We start from the raw sequence: 26,201 nt of genomic DNA on the forward strand, positions 1-26,201 counted from the left end.
TACAGTCGGGGGTGGATAGGGGGAGCCCCCCTCCCCGACTCAGCGCGTCTGCTGGGTCAATGCCAGCAACATGCCGAATCCCACCAGCAGCCCCCCGAACACCCGATCGATCCAGTGGCGTACCGCCAGCAGTCGGTCCCGCACCGCAGGGGTGGAGAAGAAGAGCGCCACCGCACCAAACCAGAGGGCGTGCGCCAGCGCGATGAAGGCGCCATAGCCGATCTGGACCGCCAGCGGCGTCTGCGGCTGCACCACCTGCATGAAGAGGCTGACGATGAAGATGGTGGTCTTGGGATTGAGCACATTGGTCAGAAATCCGGTGCGCAGCGCACCCAGACTGGAGAGGGCAGGCTGACAGATGCTCTCTTCATCGGCAGCCGGTTTGGCCCGCAGCATCTTGATGCCGAGGAAGATGAGATAGGCGGCCCCTGCCAGCTTGATGAGGTTGAACAGCCAGAGGGATTGCTGGATCAGCAGGCCCACCCCCAGCAGGGTGTAGGTCACGTGCACGCAGACCCCGGCCGCGATGCCGAACGCCGTCAACACGCCGGTGCGGCGCGAGAGCAGCAGGCTGTTGCGCGACACCATGGCAAAGTCGGGCCCGGGGCTGATGACGGCAAAGAGGGTAATGGCGACAACGGCTAACAGTTCAGTCATGAAAAGAGTCCTGATTAGAGAGGATATCGGCTATTTTATTTGCCAATAACACCAATAACGAACGATGATTTCTGACATGAATGGTGAAAAAAACTCACAAAAAGCCCTCTCGCTTCCCTCCCTTACCGCCCTGCGCTGTTTTGAGGTGGCGGCCCGCACCGAGCATTTCGGCCGCGCCGCCGACGAACTGCATCTCACCCATGGCGCCATCAGCCGGGCGGTACGACTGCTCGAGGAGGATCTGGGGGTCATGCTGTTCGAGCGGCGCCAGCGCCGGGTCTTTCTGACCGACGCGGGTGAACGGTTCTATCAGGCGGTCAGAGAGGGGCTGGGCAGCATCCGCCAGACGGCGCAAGCCCTGCGCCAGCAGAGCCGTCCCCAGTCGCTGGTGCTCTCCTGCGAACCCACCCTCCTGATGCGCTGGCTGATCCCGCGCTGGCCCGCCTTTCAGGCCCTGCACCCGGAGCTGGACGTTCACCTGATGGCGGGGGGCGGCGCCCTCAGCTTTGGCAGCGGCATCGATCTCGCCATTCGGCGCAACGACTTTCACTGGCCTGCCGAGCTCTACAGCCAGCTGCTGTTCGAGGAGCGGACCGGACCTGTCTGTCAGCCGGGCAAGGTGGCGCAGTTTTTTGAACCCAGGGGGGATGTGCAGGCCCTCAGACCAACGGCCCCCCGCCTGCACACCAAGACCCGTCCGGGCGCCTGGTTGGAGTGGCAGCAGCACGCAGGTATGTCCGCCGACGAGGAGGTGCCGGGTCAGACCTTCGAGCACTTCTATTTCAGCCTGCAGGCGGCAGTCGCCGGGCTGGGAGTCGCCATCGGCCCCTACCGCCAGGTGTGCGACGATATCGAGGCCGGTCTGCTGGTGGCACCGCTCGGCTTCGTCCCCGACGGCACCGGCTATCACCTGCTCGCCCCCGCCCCTCCCGAACCCGGCAGCCCCCACGACATCCTGGTGAACTGGCTGCACAGCTTGGTGGGCCCGGCCTAGCCCTGGGCGGTGCGCCCGGCAGCGACCTGTATCTCCCCCGCCGTCAGCTCCCGGCAGAACTGGCGTATCGGCATGGGGCGGGCAAACAGGTATCCCTGCAGATACTGGACCCCCTTGCCTCTCAGATAGGCGGCCTGCTGCTCCGTCTCCACCCCTTCGGCCACCAGGGACAACCCCAGCCGTCCCCCGAGGTCGATGACGTTGTCCACGATGTGCTCGGAGAGGGACTCCGTCCCGATACGGCCGATGAAGGAGCGGTCAATCTTGAGATAGTCCACGTGGAATTGCTGCAGATAGATGAGGCTGGAGTGGCCGGTGCCAAAGTCATCGATGGCGAGCTGCACCCCCATCTCGTCGAGCTGGCGAAACAGGGAGAGGGTCTGCGGGCTGGTCACCAGCAGCTCCCGCTCCGTGAGCTCCAGCACCAGCACCACCCGTCCCGGCATGAAGTGGCCGAGGAAGTCGCGGCACTCCGCCACCAGGGAGAGGTCCCGGCAGTGGATGGCACTGATGTTGAAGCTGATGTGAAATGCCTCGGGCAACTGCTCCTGTACCGGGTGGAGTGTCTTGGCCACCGTCTTCATCAGGTTGACCGTCATGGGCACGATCAGGCCAGACTCTTCCGCCTGGGGGATGAAGAGATCGGGGCGGATCAGCCCCTCGGTGGCATGTTGCCAGCGCATCAGTACCTCGGCTCCCACCATCTTGCCGCCCTTGCTGGCGATCAGCGGTTGCAGATAGGGGACAAATTCCCTGGCTCGCAGCCCGCGCCTCAGCTCGTCCGTCAGGGCCCCAGGCCGCCCAAGCAGCCACCACACCAGCAGTGAGAGCACCAGCGAACTGGCTCCCAGCCAGATCAGTTGCAGATGGCGAGCCTCCCACAGGGCACGCCAGTAGATCGGCATGGCATAACCGGCGTGGATGGTGAAGGGGTAACGCTGGGAGGCGAGTATCAGGGCAAACTTGCTGTGCAGTTTCGGCGGATCGCTTTGGAAGTGGCCGGACTCATCGAGCCAGGCGGACCCCACCTGCAAGAACAGCTCGCTGGGATCGCTACTCAGGGTAAGCATGAAACTGAGCTGACTGCTGTCAATGGCGCTCAGTGCCGCATCACGCCCCCGCTCCTGACGCACCACCAGCAAGGGGTGATTCTTGCGCACCAGGTTGCCGCTCATCAGCAGCAACTTGCGATCCGTGTAGCGGGAGCCGTCATCCACTTCCCTGGCAGGCCCGAACAGCGAGGTGCAGTTGATGATCCCCTGTCGCACCAGATTGATGGAGCGCAGGAACGGCTCCAGCGCCACTCGCTTGCGCAGCAGCAGCAGGTTGTCGCTGCAAGGTCGACCGGCCAGCGGCAATACCTCGAGGTTGGCCCGCTCGGCCTGATCCAGCATGCGCTCCAGCAAGGTTCTGGCCTTGCTGGCTGACGCGCTGGCATCGTTCTTCAGCTCCTGCTCGTAGCTGTCGTGCACCATCCACCCTCCCACCACCAGGGGCAGGGCCAACACCAGCAGGGCACAACCAAGGCGCCACTTCATGCGGGCCAGATCAATCCGGAACAGAAACATAGCAACCACGCCGCAATGCGCGGGCCCGCTTCGCAGGTACCGCGGTATAAAAGTGCCCACCAGGAAACGGTGGGGCCATCATGGCCAGACAACGAAAGCGCAACGCGCGTACCAGGCAAATCGACGACGCCGTTGCTGGGCATGGCGGGTCATTATCGCGCAGCCCCCTGAAATGGAAAATGCCGCGTCGAGACGCGGCATTGTTATTTTCAGTGGTCAGACCGGCGAGTCTCAGACCGCTTGCTGCAGGATCACCGCATCGGCCTTCTTGGTGTAGGAGGCGATCTCGTTGAAGTTCAGGTAGCGGTAGGTGTCGGCCGCAGTGGCGTCCAGCGCCTTGGCATACTGCAGATACTCTTCCACGGTCGGGATCTTGCCGATGATGGCGGCAACCGCAGCCAGCTCCGCAGAGGCCAGATAGACGTTGGCCCCCTTGCCCAGACGGTTCGGGAAGTTGCGGGTGGAGGTGGAGACCACGGAGGCCCCTTCCGCCACCCGCGCCTGGTTGCCCATGCAGAGGGAACAGCCGGGGATCTCGATGCGAGCACCGACGCGACCAAAGATGCCGTAGTAGCCCTCTTCGGTCAGCTGATCCTTGTCCATCTTGGTGGGCGGGGCGATCCACATGCGGGTCGGCAGCTCGCCCTGATACTTCTCGAGCAGTTTGCCGGCGGCGCGGAAGTGGCCGATGTTGGTCATGCAGGAACCGATGAACACCTCGTCGATCTTGTCACCCGCCACGTCGCTCAGCAGACGGGCGTCGTCCGGATCGTTCGGCGCGCACAGGATCGGCTCCTTGATGGTGGCCAGATCGATCTCGATGATTTCGGCGTACTCGGCGTCCTTGTCCGCTTCCATCAGTACCGGGTTGGCCAGCCACTCCTCCATCCCCTTGATGCGGCGGGTGATGGTGCGCACGTCGCCGTAGCCTTCGGAGAGCATCCACTTCAGCATCACGATGTTGGACTTCAGATACTCGATGATCGGCTCTTTATCCAGCTTGATGGTGCAACCGGCGGCGGAACGCTCGGCGCTGGCGTCCGCCAGCTCGAACGCCTGTTCCACCTTCAGGGTCGGCAGACCTTCGATCTCGAGGATGCGGCCGGAGAAGATGTTCTTCTTGCCCGCTTTCTCGACGGTCAGCAGCCCTTTCTGGATGGCGGCGTAGGGGATGGCATGGACCAGGTCACGCAGGGTGATACCCGGTTGCAGCTCGCCCTTGAAGCGCACCAGCACGGATTCCGGCATGTCCAGCGGCATCACGCCGGTGGCGGCGGCGAAGGCCACCAAGCCAGAGCCTGCCGGGAAGGAGATACCGATGGGGAAACGGGTGTGGGAGTCACCACCGGTACCCACGGTATCCGGCAGCAGCATGCGGTTCAGCCAGGAGTGGATGACGCCGTCACCCGGACGCAGAGAGACACCGCCGCGGTTCATGATGAAGTCAGGCAGGGTGTGGTGGGTCTGCACGTCGATGGGCTTGGGATAAGCGGCGGTGTGGCAGAAGGACTGCATGGTCAGATCGGCGGAGAAGCCGAGGCAGGCCAGGTCTTTCAGCTCGTCGCGGGTCATGGGGCCCGTGGTGTCCTGGGAGCCGACCGTGGTCATCTTGGGTTCGCAGTAGGTGCCCGGGCGAATGCCCTTCACGCCGCACGCCTTGCCCACCATCTTCTGGGCCAGGGTGAAGCCCTTGCCGGTGTCGGCGACAGGCTGCGGACGACGGAACACGGTGGAGAACGGCAGACCCAGCGCTTCGCGGGCCTTGTCGGTCAGGCCGCGGCCGATGATCAGCGGAATGCGGCCACCGGCGCGCACTTCGTCGATCAGCACCTCGGTCTTCAGTTCGAACCGGGCCAGCACCTCGTCGGTGCCGTGGCGGGTGATCTTGCCCTCATAGGGGAAGATGTCGATGACATCGCCCATCTCCAGTTTGGAGACGTCCACTTCGATGGGCAGGGCGCCGGCATCTTCCATGGTGTTGAAGAAGATGGGGGCAATCTTGCCGCCGAGGCAGACACCGCCGGCACGCTTGTTCGGCACGAACGGAATGTCGTCGCCCATGAACCAGAGCACGGAGTTGGTGGCGGATTTACGGGAAGAGCCGGTACCGACCACGTCACCCACGTAAGCCAGCGGGAAACCTTTCTCTTTCAGGGCATCGATGGTCTTGATGGGGCCGATGACGCCATCCTTGTCCGGGGTGATGCCGGGACGGGCGTTCTTCAGCATCGCCAGGGCGTGCAGCGGAATGTCCGGGCGGGACCAGGCGTCCGGCGCCGGCGACAGATCGTCGGTATTGGTTTCGCCGGTCACCTTGAAGACGGTGACGGTGATCTTCTCGGCCAGGGCCGGGCGGTTCAGGAACCACTCGGCGTCAGCCCAGGATTGCAGCACCTGCTTGGCGTGGGCATTGCCCGCCTTGGCCTTCTCTTCCACGTCGTGGAAGGAGTCGAACATCAGCAGGGTATGGGAGAGACCCTTGGCGGCAAGAGGAGCCAGGGCCGCATCGTCCAGCAGGTCGATCAGCGGCTGGATGTTGTAACCACCCTGCATGGTACCGAGCAGCTCGACGGCTTCGGCGGCAGTCAGGATGGGGGAATGGGCCTCGCCCTTGGCGACGGCGGTGAGGAAGCCGGCTTTCACATAGGCCGCTTCATCAACACCCGGGGGAATGCGGGAGGACAACAGTTCTTTCAGAAAGTCCTGTTCGCCGGCGGGCGGATTCTTGATCAGCTCAACCAGGGCGGCAACCTGCTCTGCGTCCAGAGGTTTGGCGACCACGCCTTCGGCGGCACGTTCTGCGACGTGTTTACGGTATGTTTCAAGCACGACTAATTCCTCTTTGGTCTTTTTTTTGGGGTTCGCCCAAGCTCGCGGCGATCGTCCTTGCGGGACACCCGTAGGGTGCCCCCCACTATATAAGTTTTAACGACTAATTAAAATCCAAACCCTGTGCAGTTATTCATCAAACCAGCATAACCATATAAACCCATTAGGTTTTTTTAGAGTGACAAGCCGCCCGCCCAAGGTGAGTTAACAAAAAGGCAGCATTTCGCCCTTATTGGAACGTAGTGCCCAATTGCAGATAGAACATGTCGTGTCCCCCCTCCGCCACGCCATAGCCGAGGAAGATGGGACCGAGGAAACTCTCCACCCCCATATAGAGGGAACCCGAGGTATAGGAGGATTCGATGCTGATGTCCTCTCCCTTGTCCCAGACCCCCCCTTGCTCGAGGGAGCCCCCGAGGAACAGGGGCGCCTTGAAGGCACCGAAGTCGTTGTCCGCCACCCGGTAGATGTAGCGCAATCCGCCAAACAGGCTGTAGCGACCGCTCAACTGGTAATGCTGGAAGCCGGACATGCGGAACAGCCCCCCCAGATCCTGCACGAACAGCGGTACCGTCTCCTGGGAGCTTGAGCCGCCCCCTTCCAGCATCAGGTTGAGGCTGTGCCTGTCCCAGGACCAGGGCTTGATCATCACCAGCCGGTAATTCACCCCCTCGGCCTGCTCGGAGGGGCCGTCCGAGGGGTCGAGATCGACGTAGGAGTAGCCCCCCTTGATGTCCCAGTAGACCCCCTGATAGGGGAAGTAGCGGCTGTCGAGGGTGTCGTGCTCGAAGCGGATGTAGGGTCCCCAGGCGGAGGCATCGGCATCCGCGTTGGTGAGGTTCTGGATCTCCACGCTGCCGATCTTGCCCTCCAGTCCAAGGGAGAAGCGACTCCAGGGCTGGCGATTCCAGCCGACGGCAAGATCCACGCTGGTGAAGCTGTACTCGGAGTCCAGATAGCTGACCCCGGACGACGACCTGCTCTCTTCCGGGAAGAAGACCCGCCGCTGGGTCTTGTCGTAGGCCAGGCTCGTCTCGCCGAAGTAGGTCTGGGAGGGCTCCAGCGGGGTGTAGAAGTCGGTCTTGAGGTGCTTGGCGGTCCCGAGGGACGCCTCGGTCAGCCACTCGCCTCCCCAATCGTTGACGTTGGTCAGGGTGTAGGACATGCCAACGTTGTAGTTGGAGCTGCTCTCGAAGTCATCGGAGAAACCGAGCTGGAAGTTGAGATAACCCGGCCCCCAGTTCTTCTCGCTGGCGTCCACCACCAGCACGTTCTCCCCGTCCCGCTCCTCCACCTCGTAGGTGATGCGATCGAACGACTCCAGGGCGTAGAGGCGACGGATCCCCGCCTCCAGGCTCTCGTAGGTCTGCACCTTGTCCGGACGCACGTTCAGCATGGCCCGCACCGTGTCGTCGGAGAGGCGCGACTTGTTGATGATCTCCACCTTGTCGATGTAGTAGGCGGGCTGGCCGCTGCGCTCGGCGCGCCGGCTCAGCTTGCCGTTGCGATAGTCGGCGTAGGCCGCGGGCGAGAGAGAGAGCGCATCGAGCCGGGCCGCTGCACTGTTGGCGACCGCCTCCCCGATCTTGATACCCTCCGGCATCAGGGCGAAGTCGGCGATCCCCATGTTGCCGAACTCGGGGGTCAGCAGGATGTCCTTGGGGCCGAGCAGCGCCTTCTGCTTTTCGGTCCCCACCTGGGTCATGTAGGTGGTGAGCTGATCGATCATGGCCAGCCCCGACTTGAGGGACTCCCGGGTACGCAGCTTGGCGCTGATGTCCACCGCGATCACCACGTCGGCCCCCATGGCCTTGGCCACGTCCACCGGCATGTTGTTGACCGTGCCACCATCGGCCAGGATGCGGCCGTCCCAGTCCACCGGCTTGAGGGCACCGGGAATGGACATGGAGGCCTGCATCGCCTTGGCGAGGCTGCCGTGATCCAGCACGAAGGGGGTCACCGTCTCCATGTCGGTCGCCACCGCGCGATAGGGGATAGGCAGGTTGTCGAAGCTCTTTTGCGCCGGCAGGTTGGAGGTGGCGTGGCGCAGCAGGCTGGCCATGGACTGCCCCTGGAAGAAGCTGTCCGGCAACTGGGTCTGGTCACCGTTGACCCCGATGTCGGTGCGCAGCTGGTACTTCTCGGTCTGCTGCTTCTTGCGCAGGGAGAGCTCGTCGCGCCCCACCTTGTCCTGATAGCCCTTGTTCCAGTCGATGGCCAGCGTCGTGCGCTCCACCTCCTCGGCGCTGAGCCCCATGGCATACATGCCCGCCACATAAGAGCCCATGCTGGTCCCGACGATGATGTCCACCGGGATGTGCTTTGCCTCCAGCACCTTGAGCACCCCGATATGGGCCGACCCCTTGGCCCCGCCGCCGCTCAGTACCAGGGCGATCCTCGGACGATCCATCTTGGTTGCCCCCGGGTTTCTGGCCGAAGGCGCGGGATCATTGGCTCCGGCCGCCGCCATGAACGGCAGGGTCGCCAGCAGGAGCACGAGCAGGTGGGTCCATCCCCGATGAAAGATGCGCATATGAGAGTCCATAAATCCGGTGCGAGTCGAGCGGGCAGGCCGCCAGTCAGGTGCAGCCTACTATAAGTGCAAGCACTTTAACCGCAAGCCGGGGTGCTGGCGAGGGGTCGCCCCGCTTGCAACGATGTCTCGGCAAAATCGGGCGCCAATCCAGTCCAATCCGGGTGTGAGCGCAAACGTTAATCGACAATAAACGCCCCCGCCGCCTCAAGAGCGCGCCAAATCAGCCGCTATTATGAGTTCAACCCTGGTTCACACTTCCGAGTCACCCTTATGTTCGCAAGCCTGACACTGAAACAGAAAATTCTGGCCACCGTCATCCTCGCCGTGGCCCTCTCCTGCCTGCTGGTGGGCTATTTCAGCCAGCGTTCTGCCCAGCAGCTGATCGAGAACCGCATGTTCGAGCAGGAGCTGCCCAACCTGACCCAGCGCATCGGCAAGGAGATCGAGAAGGATCTCACTTCGGTCGCCAATGCCGCCAGACAGCTTGCCAACGACCGCTTCGTGCTGGACTGGGTCGAGCGCGGCATGCCAAAAGAGCAGGAGTCCATCCTTATCAACCAGCTCAAGGACATGACGAGCCAGTATGGCCTGGTCACCGCCTCCTTCGCCGATCGCCAGAGTGCCGCCTACTACAACCAGGACGGTTTTCTGCGCATTCTTAATCACGAGCAGGACAACTGGTTCTATGACTACACCAAGAGCCGCCAGGATCTGATGCTCAGCATCTTTCGGGAGAGCAATGGCGAGGTAAAACTGTTCGTCAACTTCCAGCAGCTCGACGGACGCGGCCTCGCCGGCCTCGCCAAATCCCTCGACAGCATGGTCAGCATGCTCGCCAACTTCCGTATCGGCGACAGCGGCTTCGTCTTCATGACAGACGGCAGCGGCAAGGTGAAGCTGCACCCCGACGCCGCCCGCATCGATCGGGACAACCTGACCCAGCTGGCCAGCGGCAGCAGCACCAACCTGCTCAACAAGCAGCCCTTTGCCGCCACCCGTGCCGAGGTCGACGGCCAGCCCGTGATCCTGGCCAGCAGCTACATCCCCCTGCTCGACTGGTATCTGGTGGCCCAAGTGCCGGAGGCCGAGATTTATGCCGAACTGGACAGAGCGCGCCTGCACATGGTGCTGGTCAGCCTGGCCATCGCCGTCGGCATGGGGCTGCTCGGCGTTCTCCTGGCGGGCTCCGTGAGCCGCCCCCTCAACGAACTGGCCCGCCTGTTCCGCGAACTCGGCAGCGGTGATGGCGACCTCACCCATCGCCTCAAGGTCGATGGCCGTGACGAACTGGCCCAGGTGGCGACCGGCTTCAACAACTTTGTCGCCAAGATCCACGGCTCCATCGAGCAGGTGGCGAGCAACTCCCGCCAGCTCGCCGCCACCGCCAACGAGGTGGCCGCCAAGGCCCAGCTCACCCAGCACAACTGCACCGCCCAGCGGGATCGCACCGTTCAGGTCGCCACCGCCATCCACGAGATGGGAGCCACCGTCAGCGAGATCGCCGGCAATGCGTCTCTCGCCGCCGACGTCGCCAAGCAGGCCAACGAGCAGGCCGATGCGGGGGCCCAGGTTGTCGCCCAGGCCCGCCACGGTATCGTCGGCCTCTCCGGTGAGATCGAGCAGGTGGCCGGGGTCATCGAGTCTCTGGCGAGCCAGACCGACTCCATCGGCAGCATCCTCGACACCATCCGCAGCATCTCGGAGCAGACCAACCTGCTGGCCCTCAACGCCGCCATCGAGGCTGCCCGCGCCGGCGAGCAGGGCCGTGGCTTCGCCGTGGTGGCCGACGAGGTGCGCAACCTCGCCAGCCGCTCCGCCGCCTCCACCGCCGAGATCCAGGGCATGATCAACAGCCTCCAGGAACAGAGCGCCCGCGCCGTCAGCGCCATGGCCCAGGGGCGCAACCAGAGCCTGCGGGTGGTGACCCAGGCCGACGAGGCCAACGGCGCCCTCGGCCAGATCACCGGGCACATCACCCAGATCAGCGACATGAACATCCAGGTCGCCACCGCCACCGAGGAGCAGTCCAGCGTGGTCGGGGAGATCAACCGCAACGTGGAGGACATCAACCAGCTCACCATGGAGACCGCCGACATCGCCCACCAGCTGACCGAGTCCAGCCGCAGCCTGCAACAGCTCTCCGGCGAGCTCGACAAGCTGGTCGGCAACTTCCGGTTATAAGATGAAAGGGCGCTGCGGCGCCCTTTTTTCACCGGGTCGACAGGGAATACCGACCCCCATGACGGCGAACCGTCATGACAAGCCGCTACAGTAGCGACACAGCAACACACCAAGGAGTCAACATGCTGGCAGGCAACCTCACCCTCAAAACCCAACTGATCCTGGCCGTCACCGTGCCCTGTCTCGCCCTGCTGCTGGTTGGCGCCGCCAGTCTGCGCAGCATGGACAACATCAGGCAGCAGGCCGAAGAGCTGTTCCAGAATACCGCCACCCCCATGCGGGCCATGGCGGAAGTGGCCTCCCGCATCCCGCGCATGCGCGTCGGCATCGACATGATGCTGCTGCAGGACACCTCCCTGCGCGACGAAAAGGGGGTGCTGACCCGGGTCAAGGAGACCCGCGAGGAAGACATTCCCGAGATGCGCCAGGCCATGGAGCAGGCCGTCAAGGCTCAGGTCGATCCGGACGCCCGGGCCAGGGCCCAGACCCTGCTCGATCAATTCACCCGGGTGGAGCGGGAGGAGCTGACCCCCATGTTGCAGGCGCTCTCTGAGAACAAGATGGACGAGGCACGCGCCATCTACCGGGATCGCTACAGCCAGAGCTACGGGGTCATGCGCAAGGACGCCAATGAGCTGCTCGACGGGTTGATAGGTCAGGCCCAGCATCGCAACGACCTGAGCGAAAACAGCTATGACAGCGGTCGTACCCAGATGATCGCCATCATCGTCATCGCCATCGCCATCTCGCTGCTCGTCTCGACCCTCATCCTCATCGGGCTGCGCCGCCGGGTCTCCTTCCTGCAATCCCATATTGGCGAGGTGGCCCGCCACCTCGCCCTCGACAGCCGCGCCAGTCTCACCGGCAAGGACGAGCTGGCCGAGATTGCCCACAGCTTCAACCAGTTCGTGACACGGATCCTCGGGGCCATCGTGCAGGTGGCGAGCAACTCCCGCCAGGTGGCCGCCACCGCCAGCGAGGTGGCCGCCAAGGCCCAGCTCACCCAGCACAACTGCACCGCCCAGCGGGATCGCACCGTCCAGGTCGCCACCGCCATCCACGAGATGGGGGCCACCGTCACCGAGATCGCCGGCAATGCGTCTCTCGCCGCCGACGTCGCCAAGCAGGCCAACGAGCAGGCCGATGCGGGGGCCCAGGTCGTCGCCCAGGCCCGTCACGGCATCGTCGGCCTCTCCGGTGAAATCGAACAGGTCGCCGGGGTCATCGAGTCCCTGGCGAGCCAGACCGACTCCATCGGCAGCATCCTCGACACCATCCGCAGCATCTCGGAGCAGACCAACCTGCTGGCCCTCAACGCCGCCATCGAGGCCGCCCGCGCCGGCGAGCAAGGCCGTGGCTTCGCCGTGGTGGCCGACGAGGTGCGCAACCTCGCCAGCCGCTCCGCCGCCTCCACCGCCGAGATCCAGGGCATGATCAACAGCCTCCAGGAGCAGAGCGCCCGCGCCGTCAGCGCCATGGCCCAGGGCCGCAACCAGAGCCTGCGGGTGGTGACCCAGGCCGACGAGGCCAACGGCGCCCTCGACCAGATCACCGGACACATCACCCAGATCAGCGACATGAACATCCAGGTCGCCACCGCCACCGAAGAGCAGTCGAGCGTGGTGGGGGAGCTCAACCGCAACGTGGAGGACATCAACCAGCTCACCATGGAGACCGCCGATATCGCCCATCACCTGACCGAGTCGAGCCGCAACCTGCAGCACCTCTCCGGTGAGCTCGACAAGCTGGTCGGCAACTTCCGCCTCTGAGCGTCCGGCACCTCTTCCTGACCCGCACCAGGGCGCTTCGGCGCCCTTCTTCATGACCACGGCAAGCCGTGACGCACGGGGGATACACCGTCTCCCACCGCCCTGCCACATGCCTCATAATCAGGAAAACGCGAGGAGGTATGATGGGCAAGCTGGTCGTGATGATAGTGCTGGGGGGGCTGCTCAGTGCCTGCAGCAGCGGGCCCGTGCGGGTGCACGGGGCCGATGTGAGCGTGGACGATACCCGGATCCGGGTCAGTGATGGGGATCGCGGAGGCGACGGTACCTTCTGCCCACCGGGACAGGCCAAGAAGGGGCGCTGCTGACCGCAGGGTGCCGAAAGACAGACAACAAAAAGCCGCTCCATGGAGCGGCTTTTCTTATGAAACGGGCAGAAGATTATTTTTTCTTCTTGGCCTTGGCGTTCGGCAGGTCGGTGATGGAGCCTTCGAACACTTCGGCAGCCAGACCCACGGACTCGTGCAGAGTCGGGTGAGCGTGGATGGTCAGCGCGATGTCTTCAGCGTCGGCACCCATCTCGATGGCCAGACCGATTTCACCCAGCAGTTCACCGCCGTTGGTACCCACGATGGCACCACCGATGACGCGGCCGCTCTCCTTGTCGAAGATCAGCTTGGTCATGCCGTCGGAGCAGTCGGACGCGATGGCGCGACCGGAAGCAGCCCACGGGAAGGTGGCGACTTCGAAGTTCAGACCCTGTTGCTTGGCTTCCTTCTCGGTCAGACCCACCCAGGCCATCTCCGGCTCGGTATAGGCGATGGACGGGATCACTTTCGGGTCGAAGTAGTGCTTCTTGCCGGCGATGACTTCGGCCGCCACGTGGCCTTCGTGTACACCCTTGTGGGCCAGCATGGGCTGACCGACGATGTCGCCGATGGCGTGGATGTGGGTCACGTTGGTACGCAGCTGCTTGTCGACTTCGATGAAACCGCGCTCGTTGACGGCAACACCGGCCTTCTCGGCATCCAGCATCTTGCCGTTCGGCACACGGCCTACGGCAACCAGCACGTTGTCGTAGCGAACCGGCTCGGCCGGGGCGTGCTTGCCTTCGTAGGAGACGTACAGGCCGTCTTCACGGGCTTCAACGGCGGTGACCTTGGTCTCCAGCATGATGTTGAATTTCTTGGCAACGCGCTTGGTGTAGATCTTGACGATGTCTTTGTCGGCAGCCGGTACCAGCTGGTCGGCAAATTCCACCACGTCGATCTCGGAGCCCAGGGAGGAGTACACGGTACCCATCTCCAGGCCGATGATGCCGCCACCGATGACCAGCAGCTTGCCAGGAACGGTCGTCAGTTCCAGCGCATCGGTAGAGTCCCATACACGGGGGTCGTCATGGGGGATGAACGGCAGCTTCACCGGACGGGAACCGGCAGCGATGATGGCGTTGTCGAAGGTGACGGTGGTCTTGCCGTCGGCGCCTTCCACTTCCAGGGTGTTCGGGCCGGTGAACTTGCCAAAGCCGTTAACAACCTGGACTTTACGCATCTTGGCCATGCCAGCCAGACCGCCAGTCAGCTGGTTGATGACCTTCTCTTTCCACAGACGCACCTTGTCGATGTCGGTCTGCGGGGCACCGAAGACGATGCCGTGCTCGGCCAGCGCCTTGGCTTCTTCAATGACTTTGGCGACGTGCAGCAGTGCCTTGGACGGGATGCAACCCACGTTCAGACAGACGCCACCCAGGGTGGAGTAACGCTCGACGATAATGGTATCCAGACCCAAGTCAGCCGCACGGAAGGCAGCGGAATAACCGGCAGGGCCAGCACCCAGTACTACGACCTGGGTTTTGATTTCTTTACTCATCATGACCTCTTTGTCGTTCTTATATCCCCGGACAGCACAGTCTTATGCCAAACAAGGCCGCTGCAGCCGTGAAAAAAACGGGGCAAGTTTACAATCCTGTTAACGAAATGAGAAGCAAAAAGGGCGGGCTCTGGGCCCGCCCTCTCACTTACAGGACCAGTCGACGAATGTCGGACAACACACCACTCAGGGTGGTGATGAAGCGGGCACCGTCGGCGCCATCGATGACGCGGTGGTCGTAGCTCAGAGCCAGCGGCAGCATCAGACGCGGCACGAACTCTTTACCGTTCCACTTCGGCTTCATCTCGGACTTGGAAACGCCCAGGATGGCCACCTCCGGCGCGTTGACGATCGGGGTAAAGCTGGTACCGCCGATGCCACCCAGGCTGGAGATGGTGAAGCAACCGCCCTGCATGTCGGCAGCGGTCAGCTTGCCGGCACGGGCCTTCTTGGAGATCTCGGCCAGATCGCGGGACAACTCGTGGATGCCCTTCTTGTTGACGTCGCGAACCACCGGAACCACCAGGCCGTTGGGGGTATCCACCGCCACACCGATGTGGATGTACTTCTTCATGATCAGCTTGCTGCCGTCTTCGGACAGGGCGCTGCAGAAGCGCGGATGGGCTTCCAGGGCCTTGGCGGCCGCCTTCAGGATGAACACCAGCGGGGTGATCTTCACGTCCAGCTTCTGCTTCTCGGCCAGGATGTTCTGCTCTTTGCGGAACGCTTCCAGATCCGTGGTATCGGCTTCGTCGAACTGGGTGACATGGGGGATCATGGCCCAGTTGCGGTGCAGGGCAGGACCGGAGATCTTCTGGATACGGGTCAGTTCCAGCTCTTCGACCGGGCCGAACTTGCTGAAATCAACCTTCGGCCAGGCCACGACACTCATGCCGTTGCCAGTGCCGGTGCCGGCAGCCGGAGCGGACTCGGCGCGCTTGACCGCATCCTTCACGTAAGCCTGCACGTCTTCTTTGACGATGCGACCCTTGCGACCGGAGGCTTTCACCTTGGCCAGGTTGACACCGAACTCGCGCGCCAGACGGCGTACAGCCGGGGAGGCGTGGACATAGGCGTCGTTGGCGACGAAATCGGAAGCGGCAGCAGCCTGGGCAACCGGCGCAGGAGCGGCGGCAGCCGGCGCGGCAGCAACGGGCGCTGCGGCAGGAGCCGGAGCAGCCACGGCAGCCGGAGCGGCACCCGCCACTTCGAATACCATGATCAGGGAACCGGTGGAGACCTTGTCACCCGCCTTCACCTTGATCTCCTTGACCACACCGGCGAACGGCGCAGGCACTTCCATGGAGGCCTTGTCACCTTCCACGGTGATCAGGGACTGGTCGGCTTCAACCTTGTCACCCACGGCGACCATGATTTCGGTCACTTCCACTTCGTCACCGCCGATGTCCGGCACGTTGACGTCTTTGGCACCGGCGGCAACCGGAGCAGCGGCAGCCACGGGGGCAGCAGCAGGAGCCGGCGCGGCAACAGCGGCCGGGGCAGCGCCCGCCACTTCGAAGACCATCACCAGGGAGCCGGTGGAAACCTTGGCGCCGGCGGCGACCTTGATCTCGACCACGCGGCCGGCGAACGGTGCCGGTACTTCCATGGAGGCCTTGTCACCTTCCACGGCGATGATGGACTGGTCGGCTTCAACCATGTCGCCCACGGCAACCATGATCTCAGTCACTTCGACTTCGTCACCACCGATATCCGGCACGTTGACGTCCTGGCGAGCGGCAGCAGCAGGAGCGGCGGCCGGCGCGGCAGCAACCGGGGCCGCAGCCTGGACCGGAGCCGGTGCGGCAGCACCCTCGGCTTCGAAGACCATGATCTGGGAACCGGTGGCAACCTTGTCGCCCACCTTGATCAGGATCTCTTTGACGATACCGGCGGCGGGGGCCGGGACTTCCATGGAGGCCTTGTCACCTTCCACGGCGATCAGGGACTGGTCCAGCTCGACCTTGTCACCCACGGCCACCATGATCTCGGTGACTTCAACTTCATCGGCACCGATATCCGGCACCATAATCTGTTTGGACATTGCGCTTTATCCTCTTGCGTGCATCCGCGTGGCTGCCTGAGCATCACCACGCGCATCCCGCGTTATCCGTTTAAACCCAGGCAAGGTCGCGCCGGATACCCGGCGCGACACTCAATCCTCTTACGCGTACAGCGGGTTGACCTTGTCGGCATCGATGCCGTACTTGGCGATGGCTTCGGCCACAACCTGCTTGTCTACCTCGCCGCGCTTGGCCAGTTCGGTCAGGGCAGCAACCACTACGTAGAACTCGTTCACTTCGAAGTGACGACGCAGGTTGGCACGGCTGTCGGAGCGGCCGTAACCGTCGGTACCCAGTACACGGTAGTTCTCGGTCGGAACGAAGGCACGCACCTGATCGGCGAAGGACTTCATGTAGTCGGTCGCGGCGATGGTGGCTTCGGAACCCAGCACCTGAGCGATGTAGGGCACACGCGCTTCGGCGGTCGGGTGCAGCATGTTCCAGCGATCCGCGTCCTGACCGTCACGAGCCAGTTCGTTGAAGGAGGTGACGCTGAACACGTCGGAACCCACGCCGTACTCGCTGGCCAGGATCTGGGCGGCAGTGCGCACGTGACCCAGGATGGAACCACAACCCAGCAGCTGTACCTTGGCCTTGGTGCCGGCCACGGTTTCCAGCTTGTAGATACCCTTGCGAATGCCTTCCTCGGCGCCTTCCGGCATGGCCGGCATGGCATAGTTCTCGTTCAGGGTAGTGATGTAGTAGAACACGTTTTCCGGGTTCTCACCGTACATGCGGCGCAGGCCGTCCTGTACGATCACCGCCACTTCATAGGCGTAGGACGGGTCGTAGGAGATGCAGTTCGGGATGGTGTTGGCCAGGATGTGGCTGTGACCATCTTCGTGCTGCAAGCCCTCTCCGTTAAGAGTTGTACGACCGGAGGTCGCGCCCAGCAGGAAGCCACGGGCTTGCTGGTCACCGGCAGCCCACGCCATGTCGCCGATCCGCTGGAAGCCGAACATGGAGTAGTAGATGTAGAACGGGATCATCGGGCAGTCGTTGGTGCTGTAAGAGGTGGCAGCAGCCAGCCAGGAGGACATGGCGCCCAGCTCGTTGATACCGTCTTGCAGAACCTGACCCTGCTTGTCTTCCTTGTAGTAGGAGACGATGTCGCGGTCTTGCGGGGTGTACTGCTGACCGTGCGGGCTGTAGATACCGATCTGGCGGAACAGGCCTTCCATACCAAAGGTACGGGCTTCGTCAGCCAGGATCGGGACGATGCGCTTGCCGATGGACTTGTCTTTCAGCATCACGTTCAGGGAACGCACGAACGCCATGGTGGTGGAGATTTCGCGCGCCTGCTCACCCAGCAGCGGACCGAAGGCATCCAGCGCCGGGATTTCCAGCTTGGTGGTGCTCTCGCGCAGACGGGTCGGTACATAGCCCTTCAGTGCGGCACGGCGAGCGTGCAGGTACTTGTGCTCTTCGGTACCCTCTTCGATCTTCAGGTACGGCAGGTTTTCCAGCTGCTCGTCGGTGACCGGCAGGTTGAAACGATCGCGCAGGTGACGCACGGAGCCCAGATCCATCTTCTTGACCTGGTGAGCGATGTTCTTGCCTTCGGCCGCTTCGCCCATGCCATAGCCCTTGATGGTCTTGGCCAGGATCACGGTCGGCTTGCCCTTGGTCTGTGCTGCTTTGGAGAAGGCGGCGAACAGTTTGCGGGGGTCGTGACCACCGCGGTTCAGGGCGAAGATCTCCTCGTCGGTCATGTCTTTGACCAGCGCGGCGGTTTCCGGGTAACGGTTGAAGAAGTGCTCGCGCACGTAGGCACCGTCACGGGACTTCATGGTCTGGTAGTCACCATCCACGGTCTCGTTCATCAGCTGGATCAGCTTGCCGGAAGTGTCTTTCTTCAGCAGCTCATCCCACTTGCGACCCCAGATGACCTTGGTCACGTCCCAGCCAGCGCCGGCGAACAGACCTTCCAGCTCGTTGATGACCTTGCCGTTGCCGACAACCGGACCATCCAGACGCTGCAGGTTGCAGTTGACCACGAACACCAGGTTGTCGAGCTTTTCACGCACGGCAACGGTCAGGGCACCCTTGGCTTCCGGCTCGTCCATCTCGCCGTCACCCAGGAAGGCGTAAACGGTCTGCTCGGAGCAATCCTTGATGCCACGGTCGGTCAGGTACTTCAGGAAACGCGCCTGATAGATGGCGGCGATGGGGCCCAGACCCATGGAAACGGTCGGGAACTGCCAGAATTCCGGCATCAGTTTCGGGTGCGGGTAGGAAGGGATACCCTTGCCATCCACTTCCTGACGGAAGTTGTCCAGCTGCTCTTCGGTCAGGCGACCTTCGGCGAATGCACGGGCGTAGATGCCCGGGGAGATGTGACCCTGGAAGTAGACCAGATCGCCACCGTCCTTCTCGTTGCGGGCACGGAAGAAGTGGTTGTAGCAGACTTCATAGATGGTCGCGGAAGAAGCGAAGGAAGACATGTGACCACCCAGGTCCAGGTCTTTCTTGGAGGCGCGCAGCACGATCATCATGGCGTTCCAGCGGATGATGGCGCGAATGCGGCGTTCCATTTCCAGGTCGCCCGGGTAGGCCGGCTCGTCGCTGGACGGGATGGTGTTGATGTAGTCGCGGTTTGCCTTGGCAGCCACGTCCACACCGCTTGCGCGGGCTTTCTCGGCCAACTGTTCAAGGATGAACTGAGCGCGTTGCGGACCCTCTTCACGCAGCAGGGATTCCAGAGAGGCAAGCCACTCCAGCGTTTCTATCGGGTCCACATCGTTCTTCAGGATATCAGACATGGCTGGTTCCTATGTTGTTGTGATTGCACGGCATTGCACGGCGAAGGGCGCAAGCATTCGACAATTAAGAAAGCCTTGTGGGATTAGTTTTCCTGCTGACGGATCCGACGCATGGATCGCTGGATCCGGCTGTCTTCCCTCTGCATATCCAACAAGGTGTCCTCGATAAAGGCCAGGTGCTCATGACAAGCAGCCCTGGCCCGCTCCGGAGCCCCCGACAGGATAGCCTCGATCAGGCTCGCACGATGGCGACGGATCTTGGCGACCACTCCCGGACGGCGATTCAAAATTTCGTTATTGCGTAAAATGTTCTGCTCAAGCATGGGGCCCATGGCCCGCAACAGGTGCAGCAGCACCACGTTGTGGGAGGCCTCGGCCACGGCCAGATAGAATTGGGTCACGGCGGCCGATTCGACCACCAGCGAGCCTTGCTGACCGGCTTCTTCGATGGCGGCTTGCGCCAGGCGAATCCGTTCGAAATCAGCCTCGGTGCCCCGCAGCGCAGCATAGTAGGCACAGATGCCTTCCAGCGCGTGACGAAACTCCAGCAGGTCGTACTGGGCTTCCGGGTGAGTGCTGAGCAGTTCGAACAGAGGGTCGGCGATCCCCTTGCTCAGGGCATTTTGTACGTAAGTGCCACCGCCCTGACGACGATACAAGAGTCCTCTCGCTTCCAGGCGCTGGATGGCTTCGCGCAAGGAAGGGCGCGACACCTGAAACTGGATGGCGAGTTCCCGCTCGGGCGGCAACTTCTGGCCCGGCTGCAGGCTGCCTTCCAGAATCATGCTTTCCAGCTCGGCGACGATGGCGTCGGCCAGCTTGGGCTGAGTTATCTTGATATAGGGCATGAGGCTACTTTGTTAAATTGGTATTACCAATTTTATGGTTGGGGCGAAAATTAGCAGAGGGCTTGAAAAAAGTCCACCCAAAAGATGATCTGAATCAAGAAGCTAGGCTGCCACTTTGGGGGTAAAAACGCGGAATCATGATATAGCTCATAGAAAATGGTCTGACCAATATTTGTGAGCTTGCTCACCGATAACATTTGTTAAACAGCATGAAAAATGGCTTGCCAGACAAGGCAAGCCATTGATTCTAAAAACACAAAATAATTTTTAGATTTTTCACTCAAAGTGAAGATTTTCCCGATAACGAGGCCATTCGAAACTGTCACCCGGATCCGTCTTGCGGCCCGGCGCGATGTCGCAGTGACCGACAATACGGTCCGCCGTGATGGCGGGATAACGGTGCACAATCGCCCGGCTAAGGTCCGACAGTACCTCGTATTGCTTGTCGCTGTAGGGAAGCTCGTCGGTCCCTTCCAGTTCGATCCCGATGGAAAAATCGTTGCATGCCTCCCTCCCCTCCCAGATCGAGACTCCCGCATGCCATGCCCTGGCGCCAAAAGGCACGTACTGTACCAGTTCCCCATCGCGGCGGATCAGGCAGTGGGCCGAGACCCTCAGTTGGTGAATACCGGCGAAATAGGGGTGAGCACCGGGATCGAGGCGCCCCAGAAACAGATCGTCGATAAAAGGGCCACCAAACTGCCCGGGGGGCAGGCTGATGCCGTGTATCACCAGCAAGGAGACATCCTCCGGGCTGAGCCTCTCATTGTGATGGGGGGAAGGCACCTTGCGGGCCTGATCGCACCATCCTTCACGATCGATGGAAAACAGGGTTGTGGGTTGTGTCATCGTCTGCTCGACTCACAAATGGAAGCGATGTGCCTCTGGCGGGATGGGAAAACTGGGAACAAGTCTCTGAATTCATGGATAACGCTATGTTAGGCTGAGCCATTCAATCGCGCGATATGGGACACACTATGCACCCGATGGCACGCCGTCTCTGGCTGCTCGCCTGGCTCTCGCTGCTGGGTCTGCTGACCCTCTACTTTCATGGTCGTGAACAACCGTCGGTGACCGCCAGCGGCGATCTATTGCTCAGGGCCGATGCCAGCGGCCATTATCGTCTGGAGGGTGCCATCAACGACCAACCGGTGCAACTGCTGCTGGACACAGGAGCAACCCGGGTGACCATACCGAGCCAGGTGGCCGCCCGGCTCGGCCTCGTCGCCACGGGCCGCAGCCGGGTCAACACGGCAGCCGGAGAGATCCAGGTCGAAACTGGCCGGATCGAAAGTCTGGCGATGGGTCCGCTGACCCTGTACGATTTGTCCGTCTTTATCAATCCGGCTGCCGACGGGGAGGAGATCCTGGTGGGCATGAATGCCCTGGGCAGGCTGGAATTGCGCCAGAAAGACAGGCAATTGCTTCTCAGACCCTTGCAGGAATAAGGCATGTTACAACAGGACATCCGCCGCGCCGTGCGCGCCGCACTTCTCGAAGACTTGGGCGATGCCCTCACCGCGCTGGATCAACCGGATGCCAGCGCCGACATCACGGCCCAGCTGATCCCGGCCGATCGCATCTCGACCGCGCGAGTCATCACCCGCGAGGCGGGCGTCTTCTGCGGCCAGCCCTGGGTCGACGAGGTGTTTGCCCAGCTCGGTGGCGAAGTGAAGGTCGAGTGGAAAGTGCAAGATGGTGAACGCCTTGCCCCCAATCAGGAGCTGTTCCGCCTCCATGGCCCCGCCCGCGTGCTGCTGACCGGCGAGCGCAATGCGCTGAACTTCGTGCAGACCCTTTCCGGGGTCGCCACCCTGACCGCCCGTTATGTGGCCGAGCTGGAAGGCACTGACTGCCGCCTGCTCGATACCCGCAAGACCCTGCCCGGCCTGCGCAGCGCCCAGAAGTATGCGGTCACCTGCGGCGGCGGCAAGAATCACAGGATCGGCCTGTTCGACGCTTACCTCATCAAGGAGAACCACATTCTCGCCTGCGGCGGCATCCCTGAAGCAATCAGCGAAGCGCGCCGTCTCAATCCGGACAAACCGGTGGAAGTCGAGGTCGAATCCCTGGACGAGCTGGAGCAGGCCCTGGCCGCACGGGCCGACATCGTGATGCTGGACAACTTCGACATCCCCATGATGCAGGAAGCCGTTCGCCTCAATCAGGGCAGAGCCAAGCTGGAAGTCTCCGGCAACGTCACCCTCGATACCCTTGCCGGATACGCCGCGACCGGGATCGACTTCATCTCGGTGGGAGCGCTGACCAAGCATGTGCGGGCACTGGATCTCTCCATGCGCTTTGTCGAGGCTTGAGCAAGCCCCATCCGTTGCTCGTGCCCAAAATATTACAGGGCTCGAAACTTGCAAAAGGCGCCATCGGCGCCTTTTCTTTATGCAGGATCCCACGACATAAGGAGTGTGAAGATGGGCCCTCCCGCCTCATGAAAAGTGCCAATGGAAGCCATTTAATCATTGATTTTTCTACACATTTCACTAAATGACATAAAAGTGGCTAACAAGGTCCCCGCCTCTGTTGCCAACCCGAAGCGCTCGGATAAGATACCAGCGTGGATAGCATTCCACCGGTGCTTATCAGGAAACATGGAAAAAAGGATATTTCACATGAAAAGACAGTCAGGGTTTACGCTAATCGAATTGATGATCGTCGTTGCGATCGTCGCCATCCTCGCCGCCATCGCCTTGCCGGCGTATCAGAGTTACACGAAAAAGGCTAAAGCTACTGAAATAACAGCAGCCATGGGACAAGTAAAAACAGATCTTGAAATTTGTGTCCAGACTACAGGTGTTGCTTCTGGAAGTACCGCAACCTGTGATGCAACAGGCTCGTCCTCTACCTTTGTTGCAAGCGTCAGTGGCTCAGCCGGTACAACAAGTGGCGCAAATGCCTCGATAACTGGGATGGGGGCTTCAGATGTTAGCGATGTGACTTGTACGCTTGTGGGTACAGTTCAAGGTTCAGGCAAAATTACATGGGGTCAGGTTTCCGGCGCGAGCTGTATTTAATGACCTCTAGCCTCAATAGCGGCCTGGCCACCAGCCTGGCCGCTTCTTCCCTCCTCAGTGAGCCGGACTCACAGCGCTATCTGAGCCAGGCCAAGGCGCAGCGCAAGCCCTTTGTCACCTTCCTGATTGAAAACGACATCCTCGACAGCAAAGCCCTCGCCGATTTCTGCGAGCTGGAATATGGGGTACCTCTGCTGGATCTGGCGGCCTTTGATCTCGCCGAGATCCCGCAGAAATACCTCAATCAAAAGCTGATTGAAAAGCACCATGTCCTGCCCATCTACACCCAGGGGCATACTCTCTATATCGCCATGTCCGATCCGACCAATGTGTCGGCTCTGGAGGACTTCGGCTTCAGCTTCGGCCTGCATACGGAAGCCCTGCTGGTCGAAGAGAGCAAGCTGACCGCCGCCATCGGCAAGCTGATGGAGAGCGAGCAGGATACCCTGGGCATGGATCATATCGACGAGGCCGAGATCTCCGAACTCGAGGTCTCCGACGAGAGTTCCCGCCTCGACGAGAGCGTCAACACCGCGGACGATGACGCCCCCATCGTCAAATACATCCACAAGATCATGATGGATGCCATCAAGCGCGGGGCCTCCGACCTGCATTTCGAACCCTACGAGACCAAGTACCGAATCCGCTTTCGGGTAGACGGCATACTGCACGAAGTCGCCACGCCGCCGGTCAACCTGGCCAACCGCTTCGCGGCTCGCCTCAAGGTGATGGCGCGGCTCGACATTGCCGAACGGCGCCTGCCCCAGGATGGCCGCATCAAGCTCAAGATCTCACGCAACAGATCCATGGACATGCGGGTCAACACCCTGCCCACCATGTGGGGCGAAAAGATCGTGATCCGGTTGCTGGACTCCTCGGCCGCCCGACTCAATATCGATCAGCTCGGCTTTGACGACCGGCAGAAGACGCAATACCTGCACGCCCTCTCCAAACCTCAGGGCATGATCCTGGTCACCGGTCCCACGGGGTCTGGCAAGACGGTCTCACTCTATACCGGCCTCAACATTCTCAACACCAGCGAGGTCAATATCTCCACCGCCGAAGATCCGGTTGAGATAAACCTGCCCGGCGTCAACCAGGTGCAGATCAATCCCAAAGCAGGGCTCACCTTCGCCAGCGCCCTGCGCTCCTTCCTGCGCCAGGATCCCGACATCGTCATGGTGGGGGAGATACGGGATCTGGAAACCGCCGAGATCGCCATCAAGGCCGCCCAGACCGGTCACCTGGTGCTCTCCACCCTGCACACCAACTCGGCGGCAGAAACGCTCACCCGGATGATGAACATGGGGGTGCCGGCCTTCAACATCGCCTCTTCGGTCACCCTCATCATGGCCCAGCGCCTTGCCCGCAAACTCTGCGATCACTGCAAGGCGCCGGAAGTGGTGCCGGAAGCCGAGTTGCTGGAGCTGGGCTTCACCCAGCAGCAACTGGCCGCCGGGTTGCGGCTGTTCAAGCCCGTGGGATGCAAGGAGTGCTCGGGAGGCTACAGAGGCCGGGTCGGCATCTATGAGATCATGCTGATGTCCGACAACATCGCCAAACTCATCATGCAGGGAGCCAACTCGCTGCAGATTGCCGCGATAGCCCAGAAGGAAGGGATGCGCACCCTGCGTACATCCGGCCTCGAGAAAGCGCGTCTTGGCGTCACCAGCCTGGCCGAAATCAACAGGATCACCACCAACTGAGTTCGCAGTGCCCGAGTCATCTCGCCGGGTGAAGCCGCTGCCATCACCCCGATGACCTTCTTCAAGCCAAGATGAGCCGGACAGGCAGCAGCATCCGGCCACCGTCGCCCAATTGCAGGATGCAGTGATGGCCACATTAGCTCAAAAACGCAACGCACCGAAAAAAGTCTTCTCCTACCGCTGGCACGGCGTCAACCGCAAGGGACAGAAGGTCTCAGGCGAGCTGCAAGCCGACAGTATCACCACCGTCAAGGCCGAGCTGCGCAAGCAGGGCGTCAACGTCACCAGGGTCAACAAGCAGAGCCAGGGGCTCTTCTCCAAGGGCGGCGCCAAGATCAAGCCGATGGACATCGCCGTCATCTCCCGCCAGATCACTACCATGCTTTCCGCCGGCGTGCCTCTGGTGCAGAGTCTTCAGATCATTGCCCGCGGCCACGAGAAAGCGGCGGTACGCGAACTCATCGGCCAGATCGCCGCCGATGTGGAAACGGGCACCCCGCTCTCGGAGGCGTTACGCCGTCATCCCCGCCACTTCGACGACCTCTATTGCGATCTGGTCGAGGCCGGGGAGCAATCCGGTGCCCTGGAGACCATCTACGACCGTATCGCCATCTACCGCGAGAAGAACGAAGCCCTCAAATCCAAGATCAAGAAGGCCATGTTCTATCCGTCCATGGTCATTCTGGTGGCCATCGTCGTCACCTCCATCCTGCTGCTCTTCGTCATTCCCCAGTTCGAGGATATCTTCAAGAGCTTCGGTGCCGAGCTGCCCGCCTTTACCCGGTTCGTCATCGCCATCTCCCGCTTCATGCAGGAGTGGTGGTACGCCATCTTTGGCGGCGCGGCTCTCGCCGTCTTCTTCTATGTGCGGGCCTGGCGAAAATCCCAGAAAGTCAGGGACAACACGGACAAGTTCATCCTCACCATTCCCGTGGTGGGCAACATACTGCACAAGGCTGCCATGGCCCGTTTTGCCCGCACCCTCTCCACCACCTTCTCCGCCGGTATACCGCTGGTGGATGCCCTGGTCTCGGCGGCCGGAGCATCGGGCAACTATGTCTATCGCACTGCGACCATGGCCATTCGCAACGAGGTGGTGGCCGGCATGCAGATCAACGTCGCCATGCGCACCGTGGATCTTTTCCCCGACATGGTGACCCAGATGGTGATGATCGGTGAGGAATCCGGCGCCATCGACGACATGCTCTCCAAGGTCGCCGCCATTTTCGAACAGGAAGTGGACGATATGGTCGACGGCCTCACCAGCCTGCTCGAACCCATCATCATGGTGGTGCTCGGGGTGCTGGTCGGCGGCATGGTCGTGGCCATGTACCTCCCCATCTTCAAGCTGGGCTCTGTGATACACTGACCCTTCGACAGAGGGCCGGGCGGTGCATTTCCCCCGGCCATCTGCCATCCCCGTTCCCGACACAAG

Annotated in this window: 18 protein-coding genes; 9 read left to right on the top strand and 9 right to left on the bottom strand. The window is 61.8% G+C overall.

What is annotated here, in order from left to right; genetic code table 11:
- Window positions 1–39 precede the first annotated feature (39 nt).
- Window positions 40–657 (bottom strand): LysE family translocator, encoded by a 618-nt coding sequence (locus H7R73_RS20190; protein WP_103259483.1) that lies wholly within the window; start codon window positions 655–657, stop codon window positions 40–42.
- Window positions 658–733: 76 nt separating this feature from the next.
- Between H7R73_RS20190 and H7R73_RS20195 the strand changes: the two genes are divergently transcribed.
- Window positions 734–1,651 (top strand): LysR family transcriptional regulator, encoded by a 918-nt coding sequence (locus H7R73_RS20195; RefSeq protein WP_103259482.1) that lies wholly within the window; start codon window positions 734–736, stop codon window positions 1,649–1,651.
- Here the strand turns inward: H7R73_RS20195 and H7R73_RS20200 are convergent.
- The 3 genes from H7R73_RS20200 to H7R73_RS20210 form a co-directional block, all read right to left on the bottom strand.
- A complete protein-coding gene (locus H7R73_RS20200; protein WP_103259481.1) occupies window positions 1,648–3,219 on the bottom strand; it encodes an EAL domain-containing protein in 1,572 nt (523 codons plus the stop codon). The two genes, H7R73_RS20195 and H7R73_RS20200, sit on opposite strands and share 4 nt — an antisense overlap.
- A 231-nt stretch (window positions 3,220–3,450) precedes the next feature.
- Window positions 3,451–6,048 (bottom strand): bifunctional aconitate hydratase 2/2-methylisocitrate dehydratase, encoded by a 2,598-nt coding sequence (gene acnB / locus H7R73_RS20205; RefSeq protein WP_103259480.1) that lies wholly within the window; start codon window positions 6,046–6,048, stop codon window positions 3,451–3,453.
- Between the two features lie 229 nt (window positions 6,049–6,277).
- Complete coding sequence (locus tag H7R73_RS20210) at window positions 6,278–8,581, bottom strand: patatin-like phospholipase family protein (RefSeq protein WP_182951391.1); 2,304 nt, start codon at window positions 8,579–8,581, stop codon at window positions 6,278–6,280.
- Window positions 8,582–8,854: 273 nt separating this feature from the next.
- On the opposite strand from H7R73_RS20210, the gene H7R73_RS20215 reads away from it, so the two are divergent.
- The 3 genes from H7R73_RS20215 to H7R73_RS20225 all read left to right on the top strand — a co-directional run bounded on the left by H7R73_RS20215 (window position 8,855) and on the right by H7R73_RS20225 (window position 12,860).
- Window positions 8,855–10,765 (top strand): methyl-accepting chemotaxis protein, encoded by a 1,911-nt coding sequence (locus tag H7R73_RS20215; protein WP_103259479.1) that lies wholly within the window; start codon window positions 8,855–8,857, stop codon window positions 10,763–10,765.
- Window positions 10,766–10,887: 122 nt separating this feature from the next.
- On the top strand, window positions 10,888–12,534 hold the full coding sequence (locus H7R73_RS20220; RefSeq protein WP_182951392.1) for a methyl-accepting chemotaxis protein: 1,647 nt from the start codon (window positions 10,888–10,890) through the stop codon (window positions 12,532–12,534).
- Between the two features lie 143 nt (window positions 12,535–12,677).
- Window positions 12,678–12,860, top strand: coding sequence for a hypothetical protein (locus tag H7R73_RS20225; protein WP_042015109.1), 183 nt, complete (start codon window positions 12,678–12,680; stop codon window positions 12,858–12,860).
- Window positions 12,861–12,933: 73 nt separating this feature from the next.
- Here the strand turns inward: H7R73_RS20225 and lpdA are convergent, their stop codons facing one another.
- From lpdA to ampD, 5 genes are all read right to left on the bottom strand, one after another.
- Window positions 12,934–14,361 carry a dihydrolipoyl dehydrogenase gene (gene lpdA, locus H7R73_RS20230; protein WP_103259477.1) on the bottom strand — a complete coding sequence of 476 codons (1,428 nt, stop codon included), beginning with the start codon at window positions 14,359–14,361 and terminating at the stop codon, window positions 12,934–12,936.
- A gap of 148 nt (window positions 14,362–14,509) precedes the next feature.
- Window positions 14,510–16,405, bottom strand: a complete 1,896-nt coding sequence (gene aceF / locus H7R73_RS20235) for a pyruvate dehydrogenase complex dihydrolipoyllysine-residue acetyltransferase (protein WP_042015108.1) — start codon at window positions 16,403–16,405, stop codon at window positions 14,510–14,512.
- A gap of 120 nt (window positions 16,406–16,525) precedes the next feature.
- Window positions 16,526–19,186: a pyruvate dehydrogenase (acetyl-transferring), homodimeric type gene (gene aceE, locus H7R73_RS20240; RefSeq protein WP_039040509.1), complete on the bottom strand. Its 2,661-nt coding sequence runs from the start codon at window positions 19,184–19,186 to the stop codon at window positions 16,526–16,528.
- Between the two features lie 83 nt (window positions 19,187–19,269).
- Window positions 19,270–20,034, bottom strand: coding sequence for a pyruvate dehydrogenase complex transcriptional repressor PdhR (gene pdhR, locus H7R73_RS20245; RefSeq protein ID WP_010675815.1), 765 nt, complete (start codon window positions 20,032–20,034; stop codon window positions 19,270–19,272).
- Between the two features lie 276 nt (window positions 20,035–20,310).
- The gene (gene ampD / locus H7R73_RS20250) at window positions 20,311–20,883 is read right to left on the bottom strand and encodes a 1,6-anhydro-N-acetylmuramyl-L-alanine amidase AmpD (protein ID WP_103259476.1); all 573 of its coding nucleotides are present in this window, start codon (window positions 20,881–20,883) and stop codon (window positions 20,311–20,313) included.
- Window positions 20,884–21,011: 128 nt separating this feature from the next.
- Between ampD and H7R73_RS20255 the strand changes: the two genes are divergently transcribed.
- The 5 genes from H7R73_RS20255 to H7R73_RS20275 all read left to right on the top strand — a co-directional run bounded on the left by H7R73_RS20255 (window position 21,012) and on the right by H7R73_RS20275 (window position 26,135).
- Window positions 21,012–21,482, top strand: a complete 471-nt coding sequence (locus tag H7R73_RS20255) for a retropepsin-like aspartic protease family protein (RefSeq protein ID WP_042015101.1) — start codon at window positions 21,012–21,014, stop codon at window positions 21,480–21,482.
- Between the two features lie 3 nt (window positions 21,483–21,485).
- A complete protein-coding gene (gene nadC / locus H7R73_RS20260; RefSeq protein WP_103259475.1) occupies window positions 21,486–22,349 on the top strand; it encodes a carboxylating nicotinate-nucleotide diphosphorylase in 864 nt (287 codons plus the stop codon).
- 309 nt (window positions 22,350–22,658) lie between these two features.
- Window positions 22,659–23,060: a pilin gene (locus tag H7R73_RS24435; protein ID WP_182951394.1), complete on the top strand. Its 402-nt coding sequence runs from the start codon at window positions 22,659–22,661 to the stop codon at window positions 23,058–23,060.
- A complete protein-coding gene (tapB, locus tag H7R73_RS20270) occupies window positions 23,051–24,766 on the top strand; it encodes a PilB family type IVa pilus assembly ATPase TapB (protein WP_176722689.1) in 1,716 nt (571 codons plus the stop codon). Before H7R73_RS24435 ends, tapB begins: the two co-directional genes overlap by 10 nt.
- 127 nt (window positions 24,767–24,893) lie before the next feature.
- Window positions 24,894–26,135: a type II secretion system F family protein gene (locus H7R73_RS20275; protein WP_103259473.1), complete on the top strand. Its 1,242-nt coding sequence runs from the start codon at window positions 24,894–24,896 to the stop codon at window positions 26,133–26,135.
- The last annotated feature ends 66 nt before the right edge of the window (window positions 26,136–26,201 follow it).

The sequence above is a fragment of the Aeromonas sp. WP2-W18-CRE-05 genome (assembly GCF_014168615.1).
GTDB lineage: Bacteria > Pseudomonadota > Gammaproteobacteria > Enterobacterales > Aeromonadaceae > Aeromonas > Aeromonas caviae.

Coding starts and splice junctions, on each gene's coding strand:
- H7R73_RS20215 (WP_103259479.1), top strand. CDS start 8,855: ATGTTCGCAAGCCTGACACTGAAACAGAAAATTCTGGCCACCGTCATC.
- H7R73_RS20195 (WP_103259482.1), top strand. CDS start 734: ATGAATGGTGAAAAAAACTCACAAAAAGCCCTCTCGCTTCCCTCCCTT.
- H7R73_RS20225 (WP_042015109.1), top strand. CDS start 12,678: ATGGGCAAGCTGGTCGTGATGATAGTGCTGGGGGGGCTGCTCAGTGCC.
- H7R73_RS20255 (WP_042015101.1), top strand. CDS start 21,012: ATGCACCCGATGGCACGCCGTCTCTGGCTGCTCGCCTGGCTCTCGCTG.
- pdhR (WP_010675815.1), bottom strand. CDS start 20,034: ATGCCCTATATCAAGATAACTCAGCCCAAGCTGGCCGACGCCATCGTC.
- H7R73_RS20210 (WP_182951391.1), bottom strand. CDS start 8,581: ATGCGCATCTTTCATCGGGGATGGACCCACCTGCTCGTGCTCCTGCTG.
- ampD (WP_103259476.1), bottom strand. CDS start 20,883: ATGACACAACCCACAACCCTGTTTTCCATCGATCGTGAAGGATGGTGC.
- lpdA (WP_103259477.1), bottom strand. CDS start 14,361: ATGAGTAAAGAAATCAAAACCCAGGTCGTAGTACTGGGTGCTGGCCCT.
- nadC (WP_103259475.1), top strand. CDS start 21,486: ATGTTACAACAGGACATCCGCCGCGCCGTGCGCGCCGCACTTCTCGAA.
- H7R73_RS20275 (WP_103259473.1), top strand. CDS start 24,894: ATGGCCACATTAGCTCAAAAACGCAACGCACCGAAAAAAGTCTTCTCC.
- aceE (WP_039040509.1), bottom strand. CDS start 19,186: ATGTCTGATATCCTGAAGAACGATGTGGACCCGATAGAAACGCTGGAG.
- H7R73_RS20220 (WP_182951392.1), top strand. CDS start 10,888: ATGCTGGCAGGCAACCTCACCCTCAAAACCCAACTGATCCTGGCCGTC.
- H7R73_RS20190 (WP_103259483.1), bottom strand. CDS start 657: ATGACTGAACTGTTAGCCGTTGTCGCCATTACCCTCTTTGCCGTCATC.
- H7R73_RS24435 (WP_182951394.1), top strand. CDS start 22,659: ATGAAAAGACAGTCAGGGTTTACGCTAATCGAATTGATGATCGTCGTT.
- H7R73_RS20200 (WP_103259481.1), bottom strand. CDS start 3,219: ATGTTTCTGTTCCGGATTGATCTGGCCCGCATGAAGTGGCGCCTTGGT.
- aceF (WP_042015108.1), bottom strand. CDS start 16,405: ATGTCCAAACAGATTATGGTGCCGGATATCGGTGCCGATGAAGTTGAA.